The 13338-nt window shown below is 59.7% G+C and carries 15 protein-coding genes; 9 read left to right on the top strand and 6 right to left on the bottom strand.

Annotation, left to right across the window (positions count from 1 at the left end):
* Window position 1: 1 nt before the first annotated feature.
* From EBN1_RS21620 to EBN1_RS21595, 6 genes are read right to left on the bottom strand one after another with little or no spacing between them, the layout of a single operon-like run.
* Entirely contained in the window at window positions 2-1693 is a 1692-nt protein-coding gene (locus EBN1_RS21620; RefSeq protein ID WP_011254687.1) for a PP2C family serine/threonine-protein phosphatase, read from the bottom strand.
* Between the two features lie 3 nt (window positions 1694-1696).
* Window positions 1697-2746 (bottom strand): TerY-C metal binding domain-containing protein, encoded by a 1050-nt coding sequence (locus EBN1_RS21615; protein WP_011254688.1) that lies wholly within the window; start codon window positions 2744-2746, stop codon window positions 1697-1699.
* 15 nt (window positions 2747-2761) lie between these two features.
* Window positions 2762-3406, bottom strand: coding sequence for a vWA domain-containing protein (locus tag EBN1_RS21610; RefSeq protein ID WP_011254689.1), 645 nt, complete (start codon window positions 3404-3406; stop codon window positions 2762-2764).
* 14 nt (window positions 3407-3420) lie between these two features.
* Window positions 3421-4062 (bottom strand): TerD family protein, encoded by a 642-nt coding sequence (locus tag EBN1_RS21605; RefSeq protein WP_011254690.1) that lies wholly within the window; start codon window positions 4060-4062, stop codon window positions 3421-3423.
* A gap of 43 nt (window positions 4063-4105) precedes the next feature.
* Window positions 4106-4744, bottom strand: coding sequence for a VWA domain-containing protein (locus tag EBN1_RS21600; RefSeq protein WP_011254691.1), 639 nt, complete (start codon window positions 4742-4744; stop codon window positions 4106-4108).
* Between the two features lie 41 nt (window positions 4745-4785).
* On the bottom strand, window positions 4786-5265 hold the full coding sequence (locus tag EBN1_RS21595; RefSeq protein ID WP_011254692.1) for a phosphatidylglycerophosphatase A family protein: 480 nt from the start codon (window positions 5263-5265) through the stop codon (window positions 4786-4788).
* 350 nt (window positions 5266-5615) lie between these two features.
* Between EBN1_RS21595 and EBN1_RS21590 the strand changes: the two genes are divergently transcribed.
* The 9 genes from EBN1_RS21590 to EBN1_RS21550 all read left to right on the top strand — a co-directional run bounded on the left by EBN1_RS21590 (window position 5616) and on the right by EBN1_RS21550 (window position 13323).
* Entirely contained in the window at window positions 5616-6194 is a 579-nt protein-coding gene (locus EBN1_RS21590; RefSeq protein WP_011254693.1) for a TerD family protein, read from the top strand.
* 41 nt (window positions 6195-6235) lie between these two features.
* Window positions 6236-6811, top strand: a complete 576-nt coding sequence (locus EBN1_RS21585) for a TerD family protein (protein ID WP_011254694.1) — start codon at window positions 6236-6238, stop codon at window positions 6809-6811.
* Between the two features lie 160 nt (window positions 6812-6971).
* Window positions 6972-7676 (top strand): TIGR00266 family protein, encoded by a 705-nt coding sequence (locus EBN1_RS21580; RefSeq protein WP_011254695.1) that lies wholly within the window; start codon window positions 6972-6974, stop codon window positions 7674-7676.
* A 108-nt stretch (window positions 7677-7784) separates the two neighbouring features.
* Window positions 7785-8384: a TerD family protein gene (locus tag EBN1_RS21575; protein ID WP_011254696.1), complete on the top strand. Its 600-nt coding sequence runs from the start codon at window positions 7785-7787 to the stop codon at window positions 8382-8384.
* A gap of 7 nt (window positions 8385-8391) precedes the next feature.
* Complete coding sequence (locus EBN1_RS21570) at window positions 8392-9414, top strand: ATP-grasp domain-containing protein (protein ID WP_011254697.1); 1023 nt, start codon at window positions 8392-8394, stop codon at window positions 9412-9414.
* Window positions 9411-10610, top strand: a complete 1200-nt coding sequence (locus EBN1_RS21565) for a phosphoribosyltransferase domain-containing protein (protein WP_049780406.1) — start codon at window positions 9411-9413, stop codon at window positions 10608-10610. The genes EBN1_RS21570 and EBN1_RS21565 overlap by 4 nt, the downstream gene beginning before the upstream one ends.
* Window positions 10585-11334, top strand: coding sequence for an HAD family hydrolase (locus EBN1_RS21560; protein ID WP_011254699.1), 750 nt, complete (start codon window positions 10585-10587; stop codon window positions 11332-11334). Before EBN1_RS21565 ends, EBN1_RS21560 begins: the two co-directional genes overlap by 26 nt.
* Window positions 11331-12422 (top strand): cysteine protease StiP family protein, encoded by a 1092-nt coding sequence (locus tag EBN1_RS21555; protein ID WP_011254700.1) that lies wholly within the window; start codon window positions 11331-11333, stop codon window positions 12420-12422. Before EBN1_RS21560 ends, EBN1_RS21555 begins: the two co-directional genes overlap by 4 nt.
* Window positions 12415-13323: an HpcH/HpaI aldolase/citrate lyase family protein gene (locus EBN1_RS21550; protein ID WP_011254701.1), complete on the top strand. Its 909-nt coding sequence runs from the start codon at window positions 12415-12417 to the stop codon at window positions 13321-13323. The genes EBN1_RS21555 and EBN1_RS21550 overlap by 8 nt, the downstream gene beginning before the upstream one ends.
* Window positions 13324-13338 lie beyond the last annotated feature (15 nt).

The following is a 13338-nucleotide window of genomic DNA, read 5'->3' as shown; positions in this document are numbered from 1 at the left end:
TTCAGTAGATGATGGCAATCGTGCGGTCGTCGTATTCGCCGTGGGCCCAGAAATCGAGCCACTCAAGCAGCCTGGCCTCGTGCCCTTCTTCGCTGGAGGACAGATGTGCGCCCGTCTCAAGGTCGTCCCAGAGGCGGTCCCAGTCTTGAATCTCGGCCATGGCTGATTCGCTTCGAAACTTGGGGTCGGAGACGCCATCTGTCATCAGCAAGAAGGCTGTCATGTCCTCGACCAATTCGAAGCGCAAGCGTCTTAGCAAGGATTCCTGGCTCACCTGGGTGGCGTCCAGGAAGTGGGTCTGACCGGAGAACTCCCCTGAATCCGGGGACCCCAGCAGATGGACCGAGTGGTTGCGTCGATAGACTGCAACCGCTCCATCGCCAACCCAGTAGGCGGCACAGAACCACTTGTCGCCCACCTTTCGAGCCAGACCGATGAGCAATGTGGTCGACAGTTCCTTCGGGGACGAAATGACGTCGCTTCGGCTCTTGGCCTCATTTTGGAGCTCGCGAACGGCGTGGTGCGCGGCATACCCGATCGTTGTGAAGAGCTCGTTCCGGGTCTTCTGCTGCAACCGGATCAAGTCCTCGTTTGTTGCGTCAGGACGGCTGCCTTCTGCAAGCGCCTCGATCGCCTCGACAAGCTTCGATCCACGCTCATCCGAGAATACGTCTTTCAGATAACTGCCCACCGCCCGGGTCGCGACCTGGGAGCCGCGGCGAGAGAACTTGGCGCTGCCCGCACCATCGGCCACGACCGCAAGATACCAGCCGTTTGCGTCGTCGCAATGCAATTGGAAATCATCGTCACAGCACGTGCCCTTGTGGGCGTGCGAACGCCCCCGCTTACGGGCTGCGATCAGCTTCGCCTGCTGACCCAGGATAACGCTCGTGGCGCAGTCCTCCTTCCAGAAGGGCGCTGAACGATCTGATGGAATGTTCTGCCAGAGGGTCTTGGGGTCTGCATTGATCACGAAGGGCATTCCCGCGGTGTGCGAGACGTGTGCGGGCTGATCGGCATAGGCATAGCGCAGCCCGAGATTGAACTCCCCTGCGATCGCAGGCGTGCCCGTGATGTGCCAGTGCTCGAGGTCGACCGTGAGCGCGGCACCCTCAGGAAGGGTTACGTCCAGCAAGCGCAACCCCGGCACATTCGGGTCGCGTTGAATTTCTGCGTCGTAGCGTTCGTTCTGCCGTGCGTTGCGAACCGAGAAGCGAATGGCGGGGCTCAACGGAGGCGGACTTGAAGGAGGTGACTCTTTTGGCGATACGGCATGTCCGCTGTGGTCTTTTGGCGATCCGGCACTGAGTTGCGGAACGTTTTGTGGGGGCGGGGCGGACTGTGCATCCGATTCAGCGTTCTGGCGGTACTCGATGGGTTCGCGGACCTTTACTGGAGGTAATGCCTCAGTCTGCTGGAGTCCGCTATCGAGCTTCTGCGGCGAGTTGGACACCTCGGGCGCCCGGGCAGCACCAAAATCTTCGAAGGCCGGCTTCTTGTATTGATTTGGTGCGGGCGTGGAAGAGGACTTCAGTGCCTGTTCATGGATGAAGGTTTTCCAGGCAGCGCGTACCTCCGCCTCGAAGGCCTTGATCATTGCGTGCAGACTTGCTGCCTTGTCGAACGCCTCAAATATTTCTTTGTCTCGGCAGGGGATGACGGTCCGCAAATAGCAGAGCTGTTCATAGTTCATCGGTCAGCCCCTCGCTCGGCTGATGTCGAAGCCTTCACCGTCAGACTCGCCCATCACGACGGTCTGGTTGCAGCCGGGGCAGGTTGCCTCGCCGGTTCCACTGACACAGAAGATCTGGCCGCAGCCGCACATGGCCAGCCCGAATCGATTCCCACAGTGCGGACACCCGGGTGCCCCGATCAGAGCATCGGTGTTGATCGTTCTGGCCATTGCTCGCGGATCAGACAGCTCGTAGTAGTCCTTTTCGGCCGGGAAGACACCCACGAGGTTGTAGCGATCAGCGTTTACGCTCAGCTCCTGAGTCGAGAAGCGTTGCCCGATGCGCTCGAACTTCATCAGGTACGGGAGTTTGGTGGATTGGCACTTGCCCGCGACGATCACGAAGTCCTCGTCGACGGTGGTGGCCTGAGCGATCTCTTCGATCCTCTCCATGATCGAGTGATCGACCTTGGCCAGGCTGATTTTCGCGTCCTGGTTCATGCTCACGCTGCGGCTCTGGCTCGCAACGGACTGGCTGATCCAGTCGATGAAGCGCTTGAAGTCGTCTTCGGTGGTCGCGTCCAGGCTCAGGACGTTTTCTGTGAAGCGCTGGAGCGCAGACAGGGAGGCATGCTTGCCTACGCCGATCGCCACTAAATTGCTTCGCTCCTCAAAGTCGCGCTTCCAGCGCTTGATTGCCGGCTCAATGTCGTCGGTTGGCTTGCCGTCGGTGAGAAGGTAGACGACAGGACGCCAATCGCCCTTCTTCTCGGGCGTGGAGCGCTGGACGGTGCGCTCCATCTCGTCCATGAGGTGTGCCATGGCGCTGCCCAGAGAGGTTCCGGACCCCAGCGGAAGCCGTGGTGCGTAAAACTGGTAGAGCTCGACCAGCGGCGTGAGGGTCTTCGGCTTGCCTGCGAAGGCAATGACGGAGATGAAGACCGTCTCTAGCGCATACGGGTCTGCCCGTAGCGAGCGGACCAGGCGCTCAAGGCCTTCTTGCAACTGGCGAAGGTTGTCGCCGGCCATCGACTCAGACACATCGACCAGGAAGAAAATCGGTAGGCGTCGCATCGTTTGGGTTCCTCGTTAGATCACCACGTTCACTTCGGGGGGAGTGGGCGGCAAGCTAAGCGTATTCGCTGCGCCAACGCTCATGCTGCCGCTGCTGACCGTGACCGAAACCCACTGGAAGAACGCGGTGAAGGCAGCGCTATCCATGGTGTCGAGGCTGACGACATGATCAGTGATGAGTCGCAAGCCCGCAGGGTCGGCCTTGGGGCCGGCTGCGCAGGCGATGATCGAACCGAACTTGAATGCCTTAATGGCCGGTGCAACCTGGTTGAATACGAAGGTGTCGGTGGGCTTCCCGTCGGTCATGATGAACAGCAGCGGGGCCCAATCCCCCTTCTGTTCCGCGCTCGATTGGCGCACTTCCTTCTTCGCTCGATCCAGAATGTGTTCGAGCGCTTCACCAAGCAAGGTGGCGCCAGAGGCCGGGCAGACAATCTCCGGAATCGTTGCGTCCTCAAGGGCGGTCAGCGGCAGTACATCTTTGATTTGGGAGTCGAAGGTCGTGACCGAAAGATGAACAGTCTCGATTGCGTAAGGATTCTGGCGCAACGAAGTCTGCATGGCCCGTAGTCCGACGTTCACGGATTCGACAGGTTCTCCACGCATCGAACCTGAGGTATCGATGAGCAAATAGACCGGAAGGCGACGAGAAGAGCTCATGGAATCGACTCCCCTCAAATGTAGTTCTTGAGGACGTCGACGAAGCGATCTGTCTCATGAGGCGTGCCGATCGCACGGAACTCCCAAGCGCCGCCCTGCCGGCTCACTTGCGCGAAGGTCATTGAGCGGTACTGTGAGTAAGAAGCGTCTCCGCTGATGTTGTACCGGCAGATCTCCTTGCCTCGTGCGTCGACGGCGCGTATGAAGGCGTTGGAGACCTTTCCGAAGCTCTGGCCCTTCTCCTTTCCCTGATAGATCGACACCACGAAGATGATCGACTCGTAGCGTGCATGCAGGTCATTCAGGCGGACGATGATCTGCTCGTCGTCCCCGTCACCGTCGCCGGTCCGGTTGTCGCCTGTCAGCCAGATTGCGCCACTAGGATGGCGCAGGTTGTTGAAGAAAATCACGTCGGAGTTCGTGAGTGTTACGTTCCCGGCGCGATCGCGACCCAGGTCCTGCACCTTGCCATCCTTTCCAAGCAGAAAGGCGATCGCATCAAGGTCGTAGTCCTCTTCCTTCTTCGTGAACAGCGACTTCAGCAGTCCCCTGCTCTCCGTCGCAACGTCCCATCCCAGCCCGATCGTGACGCTCGAGAGGTCGAACTCGTCCTTGCGCAGGCTTATGCCCTGGCCCTTCTTCAGACTCACTGCCATATCGAATTTCTCTTCCAGTCGGAGGTTGTGCGAATGCCGGGCTTCAGAGTGCGGGGTTGATTTCGGGCGGGAGCGGCGGGAGTTCGGAGAGCCCGTCCGCTTCCTTGCCGCCGCGCTCGATCTTCTGGCTCGAAACGGAGACCGAAGCGCTTACCCACTGGAAGAAGGCCTTCAGGGTGTTCGAATCGGCCGTATCGAGAGAGACCACTGACTCGGTGATCTTGCGCAACTCAGCGGTGTTGGCCGAAGGGCCTGCCGCGCACGCTACGAGTGTGCCCATCTTCACATTGCGCAAGGCGGCGATGCCGCGGTTCAAGTCGTCGGTCGCCTGCCCGTCGGTCAGCAAGAAGCACACCGGCTTCCAGTCGCCCTTGCTGTCAGGGGTCGTCTTCTTCACGTCGCGCTCGATGCATTGCGCGAGCAAGGCCAGCGCCTCGCCCAGTGCCGTCGTGCCGCTGGCGTGAATGTCCGGTACCTGGAACTGAACCAACTCGGTCAGCGGCACGCTCTGCGTCGCCTGCTGCGAAAAGGTGATCACCGACAAATGCACGGTTTCAAGCGCGTACGGATCGGTGCGCAGAGCGGAAGTCATCGTCTGCAGACCGACTTTTACGGCTTCGATGGGCTCACCCATCATGCTCCCGGAGCAGTCGATGAGCAGGTACACGGGAAGACGACGCATGGAGTATCTCCTTTGAGGGAATCGGGTTCTCGTTTCGAGGTTCAGAGCAAGGCCTGGGCGAAGGCGAGACATGCGATGGCATAGCCTGCCGCCAACACGTCGTCGAACATCACACCAAAGCCGTTCTTGTATCGCCGGTCGAACCATCCGATCGGCATGGGTTTGACGATATCGAAAAAGCGGAAGGCTACGAAAGCTGTCGCCCACCATGCCCAGTGGTTCGGCACGGTCATCAGCACGGCGCAAAACGCGACAATTTCATCCCACACGATGCCGCCATGATCGGCCACGCCGAGTGCCTTGCCGGTAATTTCACACAGCACGCACCCCCCAACAAAGAAAACGATCAGGGCTGCGACCTGTGCTGCAAGGGGCAAGGGAGAAAGGAGAAAGAAGAGCGGGAAGCCCACCAATGTGCCGACCGTACCAGGGGCGCGCGGGCTCAGACCGGCGCCAAGTCCAAGCGCAACGAAGTGCACGGGGCTCGAGAGGAGGAATCCTTTGGGGATCGGCTGTTTCATGGTGTGATCTGAAGGGCCAGGGAACTACCCGAAATGAGCGCAACACACGCTCAATGAGCACTATCATATGCCATAACGACAAGTGCAATGTTGCACCATCCCATGAAATTTTATGTTCTGTGAAAAATGTCCTCACTTGTCACTTGCAGGCCACATGAACATCTGCATAATGGCTGGAGCCGCCGAGAGGCGTTTTCGCTTATGAGGGCGAAAAAACTGTTTGCCTCGAAATCTGTTCAATGCAGAAGTGCCCTTTGTAAAAAATCGCCTTTGAAAGCGGACCCCCGTAATCTGCAGCCTTGCGCAGCACCCCCTGACCGAAAAACGCACTCGTAGAGGAGCTTTGACACATGGCAATCAGTTTGCAAAAGGGCGGGAACATCAGCCTTTCGAAAACAACCCCGAATCTGAAGAACGTAACGATCGGACTCGGCTGGGATGCTCGTTCGACCTCGGGCGACGACTTCGACCTCGATGCGAGCATTTTCATGGTTGGCGCCAATGGCAAAGTGCGCTCAGATAGTGATTTCATTTTTTACGGTCAGCTTCGGAGCGCATGCGGTTCGGTCGAGCACACGGGCGACAACCGGACCGGCGACGCCGATGGGGATGACGAGGCGATCAACGTCGTACTCGACAAGGTGCCGAGCGACATTACGAGACTGGTCGTGGCGGTCACCATCCATGAAGCTGATGTTCGTCGCCAGAACTTCGGCATGGTCCATAACGCCTACATCCGAGTGATCAACAGTGAGAACGATGTCGAGCTGGCTCGTTTTGATCTCACTGAGGACGCCTCGGTAGAGACAGCCATGATTTTCGGCGAAGTCTATCGCCACAACGGCGAATGGAAGCTACGTGCAGTCGGCCAGGGTTACGCCGGCGGCCTGCATGCACTGGCGATTTCGCACGGCGTTAACGTTCAGTAAATCCGCTTCACTCACCACCCGCAACCAGGAAGGAAATACACATGGCAATCAGTCTGCAAAAAGGCGGCAATATCAGCCTCTCGAAAGAAGCCCCCGGCATGAAGAAGATGATCGTCGGCCTGGGTTGGGACGTCCGCTCCACCGATGGCGACGGCTTCGACCTCGATGCGAGCGCGTTCCTGCTCAACAGCACGGGCAAGGTGCAAAATGATGCCGGCTTCATTTTTTACAACCAGGCCAAGTCCTCTGACGGCAGCATTCAGCATGCCGGCGACAACCGCACGGGCGATGGTGAGGGCGATGACGAGTCGATCATCATCGAACTGGACAAGGTGCCGGCCGATATCGAGAAGATTTCGGTGTGCGTCACGATCCATGATGCGGAAGCGCGGCGCCAGAATTTCGGCATGGTCTCGAGCGCCTACGTGCGCTGCGTGAACGCCGAGGGGAGCGCGGAGATAGCCCGTTTCGACCTTTCCGAAGACGCCTCGGTTGAAACGGCGATGATTTTCGGTGAAATCTATCGGCACAACGGCGAATGGAAGTTCAAGGCGATCGGTCAAGGATTCGCTGGTGGTCTCGGCCCGCTTGCGAAGAACTTCGGTGTCAACGTCTAACCGACACGCCTTGCTTCCTCACGACCCGGCGCTGCCGGGTCGTACTCAGCAAGCGTCTCCAGACCTTTCAGATCACTAGCCCCCGATTCTCGAAAAGCCTGAGGAGTAGGTCGCGTAGTCACGCGAATCTGCAAGATTCCCCTCATACACGAAGAAGCAAATGCCCATTTTTACCGTGACGGGTGACGTCGATCCTTTCCTGCACGTTTCACTTCGCAAAGGCGAGACGATCTTCTGCGAGTCCGACGCCATGGTCATGATGGAGGCCCCGCTCGATCTCACTGGGTCGATGCAAGGGGGTTTGGTCAGAGCCGCCATGCGACGCCTGGCCAATGGGGAGTCCTTCTTCCAGCAGCGCATCGAGGCCAAGCGCGGAGACGGCGACTGCTTGCTCGCCCCCAACATGCCTGGCGGCATGCAAGTGCTCGACGTGGGCGCACGGCAGTACCGGATGAGTGATGGGGCCTACGTGGCAGCTACAGAGCGGATCGAAGTCAATGCCCGCATGCAAAGCCTTGGCAATGCGCTCTTCGGTGGCACTGGTGGGTTTTTCATCGGTGAAACGCAGGGCGATGGACAAGTCGTCGTCGGAGGGTTTGGCTCGCTTTTTACCCTCGACGTCGCTCCCGGTAAGGACATTGTGATCGACAACGGTCACGTGGTCGCGTGGGACAGCACGCTGCGCTACGAAATCGCGGCGTCCACCTCGCAGAGTCAGGGCCTTCTGAGAAACCTCACCAACAGTGTCACCAGTGGAGAAGGCGTCGTGCTGCGCTTCTCAGGGCAAGGGCAGGTAATCGTTTGTTCGCGTAACCGTCAAAGCTTTCTCGCCTGGCTAGCCGAAAAACTCAACGTCCGTAGTTGAGGGCTTTTGGCAAGTCTCACCGCGGTACCGCTTCGCAGTACGGTGTAATTCCCTGCCCGGCTGACTCATGCCGGGCTTTTGAACCCAATTCATCCAGGAGTAGAAAAAATGGCAATCAGCCTTCAGAAAGGGCAGAAGATTTCTTTGAGCAAGGAAGCCGGCGGCACGCTCACGAAAGTCGTGATGGGTCTCGGCTGGGATGCAGTCAAGAAAGAAAAGAAAGGGCTGATGGGCTTTCTGGGTGGCGGCGGTGGCGGCGAGCAGGAGATCGATCTCGATGCTTCGTGTCTGATGTTTGATGAGCGGGGCCAAGTCACCGACAGCGTCTGGTTTCGCCAACTCAAGAGCCACGATGGGAGCATCACGCACACGGGCGACAACCGCACAGGCGCGGGCGATGGCGATGACGAGCAGATCATCGTGGATCTGTCGCGGGTTCCTCCCCAGGTGAAGTCCCTCGTGTTCACCGTGAATTCCTTCACCGGGCAGACATTCCAGCAGGTTGCCAACGCCTACTGCCGCATCGTTGATGCCTCCAACAACAACGAGGTGGCGCGTTACAACCTCTCTGTGCAGGGCAATCACACGGCACAGATCATGGCCAAGGTGTATCGCCACAATGGCGAATGGAAAATGCACGCGATCGGCGAGAACGGGGTGGGACGCACGTTCAACGAGCTGATGCCCCAGATCACGCCCCACCTGTGAGCCTTTCATGAAGCGGGTTTGGTTCAACAAGACGTTCTCGTCCGTGCATTCGGCGCTCTCCTTGATTCGCAAGGGGGATGCCGAGGCCCGGTATCGATTGCTTTGCTCACACCCGAACCCGCAGTCTCTGGCTCTGTTGGCCGCCGATGATGCGGCGACAGAGCCCAGTGGGCTGACCGGTGAAGCTTACGTTGGCTGGTGTCTGGCTTTTTGCAAAGAGCAGCGTGTCGATATCTTCGTCCCCGGCAAGGAAGCCACGTTGATTGGTCGCCATGCAAAGCGGTTTCTGGATCAGGGGGTGCGCGTCCTTAGCGCTGCGGCGCCTGACACGCTTGAACGCCTGCACGATAAGGCCCGGTTCTATGCCGAGGCGTGCGCCCCCAGCGCACCCTCGCCCGAACTCGAAGTATTCGAGGATGCCGAAACCTTCGCCGCTGCATATGCACGCATGCGTGAGCGCCACGAGGTGCTGTGCATGAAGCCTTCGGTATCGGTCTACGGGATCGGGTTCCGGCAGATCACCGAACGGAAAAGTGCTTTTGACCTGATGCTCGACGGCAATCCGTACCGAATCGACTTGGTGTCACTGCGCGAGATGCTGCAACGGGCTGGGCGTTTTCGGCCGATGCTGCTGATGCCCTTCCTGGCGGGACACGAGTTCAGCGTCGACTGCGTGGCGCTCAACGGCGAGCTGGTGTGTGCTGTTGCTCGACGCAAACCTCTCGCCTCAGGGGAGGGGCAAACGATTGTGGTGCGGGAGGACATCCTGGATGCCTGCACGCACTTGATCCGGCAGTTCGCGCTTAACGGCAACGTGAATATCCAGTTCCGCGAGGGGGATCAGGGTCTCAGGATTCTTGAGATCAACCCTCGCATGTCGGGTGGTATCGCAATGGCGTGCCTCGCAGGGCCGAATCTCCCCTATCTGGGTCTCGTAGCCTTCGACCAAGGCCTTGATGCCGTTGCGCCGGGGCCAATCGAGGGTGGCCTGCGCGTAGCCGAGATCAACCAGGCGGTGCGCCTGTCATGAGTGCCGCGGTCTTGGCCGTTGGGGATGCGCCACGCGCAATCCGTTCGGAGCTTCCAACCGGCGTGTTGCGTCTCGAGCTCGAGGAGGGGCGATCTGCATTCGCCTCGCTCCTCGATTTCGCGGCAAGGGCAAACCCAAAGCGTGCGTTCCTCTTCCTGAGCAAGGTCCTTGGCAAGCACTACCCGTCGATCCCGAGCGAGATGGTGTCCGTGCATCGCCAACTGGCTGCTACGGTGCCCGATGCCGAAGGGCCCGTTGTGTTCATAGGCATGGCGGAAACCGCAACCGGACTGGGGCAGGGGGTTTTCGAGGCTTGGGCCCATGCGCACCCCGGCTCGAACCCGTTGTATCTGCAGAGCACACGCTATAGGGTCCCCGGGGCCGAGTGGTTGGGATTCGATGAGTCTCACAGCCACGCACCACGGCTATTCCTGCACTTGCCGCAGCGAGACGTCGACCGTGCGACGTTGGCCGCGGCCACCCAGGTTGTATTGGTGGACGACGAGTTGAGCACCGGCAACACGTTCGTGAACCTTGTTGCGGCTTTGCGTCGTGTCATGCCCGCGCTTTCTCGTGTGCATATCGCCACGATTGCGGATTTCACGGGAGACCGGCGGTGGCTGCTCTCCGAGCGCATGGGCATCCCTTGCTCAATCGGTGGCTTGCTGCGTGGCGCCTGGTGTTTCGAGCACCGCGATGACGCCGGGCCTGAAACTTTGCTCACGAACAGCGCCGCCCAGTGCTCAGCAGGGCATGAGGTGCAGCTCGAGGACGCCGGCTACGGTCGCCTGGGGCGCACCACCTGCGTGTCCCTACCGAAAGGGTTGGTTGAACGGTTGGCTGGTGAGCCGGTGGAGGGCGCCACCCTGGTCCTCGGTACGGGCGAATTCATGCATGCGGCCTTCGCACTTGGCCGGGCGCTTGAGGCGCGTGGCGTCGACGTGCGCGTCCAGTCCACCACCCGTTCGCCGATCCTGCTGTGGGGGGCGGTGGGGCACATCCTTGCGGTACCGGATCCCTATGGCGAAGCCGTCCAGAACTACCTCTACAACGTGCGCCCCGGGCAGTACGCCCGGGTGCTGATCTGCCATGAAACCGCGCCCAACGATCCGCTCATGCAGTTGGCGACGATCCTTGGCGCCCGCCTGATTCACTTCACCTCAGACGACCATGCTGAAGAAATTCCTGTTTGCTGATCTTGATGACACGCTGTTCCAGTCAGGCCGCAAGTGCCCCGAGGGTGCTCCTCTGACGCCCATGGCGTATCTCAAGGATGGCACGGCGCACTCCTTTGCGACGAAAGCCCAAAAGAGCTTCCTCGTGCTGATGCAGCAGGAGATGGCCGTCATCCCGGTTACGGCTCGCAATGCCGATGCTTTCTCGCGCGTACGTTGGCCGTTCACCAACGGGGCGGTGATCAACTACGGCGGCATCATCCTGAAGGCAGACGGCGCAGTAGACGAGAGTTGGCTTGCACAGAGTCGCACTCAGGCCGCACAGACAGTGCCCATGCTCGAGCATGTCAGCGGGGTCCTGCAATCGATTGCCGACTCGCTTTGCGTCCAGTTGCGGATCCGGATCATTTCGGACTTTGCGGTGCCGTTTTACCTGTGCGCCAAGAGCAATGAGGGCGATGAACAGGCGCTAGACCGCACCGAGCCTTTGCTGCGCAACCGCTGCGCCGAAGCAGCGTTGCCACTTTTGATTCATCGCAACGGAAACAACCTTTCCGTACTGCCGCAGTGGCTGGACAAACGCCACGCCGTCGAGCACCTCACCGAGCGGCTGCGCCGTGAGCATGGCGAGATCGTCACTTTTGGGATGGGTGACAGCCTCTCCGATCTAGGCTTCATGTCGACATGCGATTACGCGCTCGTTCCCAAGGCGAGCCAGATCAACCGCCAGTGGGAGGCTGCATGATGTTTTGCGGCTCCTACCGTCCGAGCGATGTCGAGCTCTTGCTCAAGCCGATCACGATCGACTTCATGGCTGACCTTGAGCTCAAGGAATCGCTGATCCAGTCCGGAAAGCGGCATTACAGTGAAATGCTCTCCCCTGAGAAAGTCCCCTCCGAGCGTTACCTTGGCCTGTTTCATGACGCCCACCAGCGCAACCGTGCGCAGTTGTCCGGGGATTGCCTGCGCCTGGCGCAACTGCTCTACGAGAAGCACGGTTCGGACTTAGCTCTGGTCTCACTGGCACGCGCCGGCACACCCATCGGCGCTGTTCTCCGGCACCTCGTTGCCCGGATCTCCGGCACGCATCCCGCGCACTACTCGATCTCGATCATTCGGGACCGAGGAATCGATACTGCCGCCCTAGGGGAGATTTTGTCGCGAGGGCATCGCCCTGAGTCAATCGCCTTCATCGACGGATGGACAGGAAAGGGGGTCATCAGCCGTGAGCTCACGAAAGCGATCACCCAATACAACCGTTCGCACGGAACCGCCATCGACCCCGGCCTCAATGTGCTGACAGATCTGGCGGGGTCGGCCGCGCTGGCGGCCTCAAGCGAGGACTACCTGATCTCGTCGAGCATTCTCAATTCGACGATCAGCGGGTTGGTGAGCCGTTCGATCCTCAACGAGGCGATCCAACCTGGGGAATACCACGGCTGCGTGTTCTTTGAAGAATTCGCCGAGCATGACCTGTCCCAATGGTTCGTCGACGACGTCATGGCCGGGGCGATTGAGCATCTTGAAAACGGTGGTGCGCCCAGGTCGCCGGAGCTAAGCAGGAATGCGCAAGCGGAAGTCTCTCGCGTCTACATGAAAGAGGCCATGACGCAGTACGGCGTTACAGATGAGAACCTCATCAAGCCGGGGATCGGTGAAGCAACGCGCGTCCTTTTGCGTCGCTTCCCGCAGCGGGTGATTGTGCGTGACTGTCACGACCGGAAGGTGGCCCATCTTGTGGCCCTTGCCGAGGAGAAGGCCGTTCCGGTCGAAACCGACGCCTCTTTGCCCTACAACGCCGTTTCGATCATCAGGAGCGCCCGTGATGCGTGACGCGACCGAACTGGGCGCAAGCCTTTACTTGCCCGCAACCCGCCTGGATCTACTCGAGGTAGTGAGAGGAGAGCGTCTCTCCGAGGTGCGATCGGTGATCTTTTGCACCGAGGACTCGGTCAGGCTCAAAGACCTCCCTTTTGCCATCGAGAACTTGCGGGCGCCCATCCGTGCGCTCACATCTGCGTCACACCAGATGCGCTTCATTCGGGTGCGCAATCCGGAAGTGATGCGCAAGGTGCTTGCGTTGCCCGGCATCGAGAGACTGGATGGCTTCGTGCTGCCCAAGGTGACTCGCAGTGCGCTTTCCGAATATCTGAAGCTGCTGCGCGGCACTGGCCACCTGATCATGCCCACGTTGGAAACCAAAGAGGTGTTCGACGAGCGCGAGATGATCGCCTTGCGGCGGGTCATGGACAAGGACGGTGTGCGCGAACGCGTGCTCTCGCTTCGGATTGGCGGCAACGATCTGCTCTCGATCATCGGTATGCGTCGCCCTCGTGGCCGAACGCTGTATGAAACGTCCCTTGGACAGGTGATCGCACGATTGGTGACCACCTTCAAGCCGAGTGGCTTCAACCTGAGCGCGCCTGTCTTTGAGTACCTCAACGACATCGAGACGCTGCAGCGAGAAGTTGAGGAGGATCTCGCCCATGGTTTGATTGGCAAGACGGCGATTCATCCCGACCAAGTGCCGTTGATTCATGCCTGCTACCGGGTGCATGCCTCAGATCTGGAGATGGCGAGCCACATCCTCCGCGACGACGCGCCCGCTGTGTTTCGGATGTACGACTCGATGTGCGAGCCCGCCACGCACCGGAACTGGGCACGAAACCTGTGTAAGTCCGCCTCGTGTTTCGGGCTGCAGCAGGGTGCAGACGCGAACTCGCTGGCCGCATAAGTCCGATGTCTTTTG

The organism is Aromatoleum aromaticum EbN1 (assembly GCF_000025965.1).
GTDB classification, from domain to species: Bacteria; Pseudomonadota; Gammaproteobacteria; order Burkholderiales; family Rhodocyclaceae; genus Aromatoleum; species Aromatoleum aromaticum.
This window is presented reverse-complemented; position numbering and strand designations above follow the sequence as displayed.

Bases quoted from the DNA above. Each gene is read 5' to 3' on its own strand.
- EBN1_RS21570 (WP_011254697.1), top strand. From the start codon at position 8,392: ATGAAGCGGGTTTGGTTCAACAAGACGTTCTCGTCCGTGCATTCGGCG.
- EBN1_RS21565 (WP_049780406.1), top strand. From the start codon at position 9,411: ATGAGTGCCGCGGTCTTGGCCGTTGGGGATGCGCCACGCGCAATCCGT.
- EBN1_RS21615 (WP_011254688.1), bottom strand. From the start codon at position 2,746: ATGCGACGCCTACCGATTTTCTTCCTGGTCGATGTGTCTGAGTCGATG.
- EBN1_RS21550 (WP_011254701.1), top strand. From the start codon at position 12,415: ATGCGTGACGCGACCGAACTGGGCGCAAGCCTTTACTTGCCCGCAACC.
- EBN1_RS21585 (WP_011254694.1), top strand. From the start codon at position 6,236: ATGGCAATCAGTCTGCAAAAAGGCGGCAATATCAGCCTCTCGAAAGAA.
- EBN1_RS21600 (WP_011254691.1), bottom strand. From the start codon at position 4,744: ATGCGTCGTCTTCCCGTGTACCTGCTCATCGACTGCTCCGGGAGCATG.
- EBN1_RS21580 (WP_011254695.1), top strand. From the start codon at position 6,972: ATGCCCATTTTTACCGTGACGGGTGACGTCGATCCTTTCCTGCACGTT.
- EBN1_RS21560 (WP_011254699.1), top strand. From the start codon at position 10,585: ATGCTGAAGAAATTCCTGTTTGCTGATCTTGATGACACGCTGTTCCAG.
- EBN1_RS21605 (WP_011254690.1), bottom strand. From the start codon at position 4,062: ATGGCAGTGAGTCTGAAGAAGGGCCAGGGCATAAGCCTGCGCAAGGAC.
- EBN1_RS21575 (WP_011254696.1), top strand. From the start codon at position 7,785: ATGGCAATCAGCCTTCAGAAAGGGCAGAAGATTTCTTTGAGCAAGGAA.
- EBN1_RS21620 (WP_011254687.1), bottom strand. From the start codon at position 1,693: ATGAACTATGAACAGCTCTGCTATTTGCGGACCGTCATCCCCTGCCGA.
- EBN1_RS21555 (WP_011254700.1), top strand. From the start codon at position 11,331: ATGATGTTTTGCGGCTCCTACCGTCCGAGCGATGTCGAGCTCTTGCTC.
- EBN1_RS21595 (WP_011254692.1), bottom strand. From the start codon at position 5,265: ATGAAACAGCCGATCCCCAAAGGATTCCTCCTCTCGAGCCCCGTGCAC.
- EBN1_RS21590 (WP_011254693.1), top strand. From the start codon at position 5,616: ATGGCAATCAGTTTGCAAAAGGGCGGGAACATCAGCCTTTCGAAAACA.
- EBN1_RS21610 (WP_011254689.1), bottom strand. From the start codon at position 3,406: ATGAGCTCTTCTCGTCGCCTTCCGGTCTATTTGCTCATCGATACCTCA.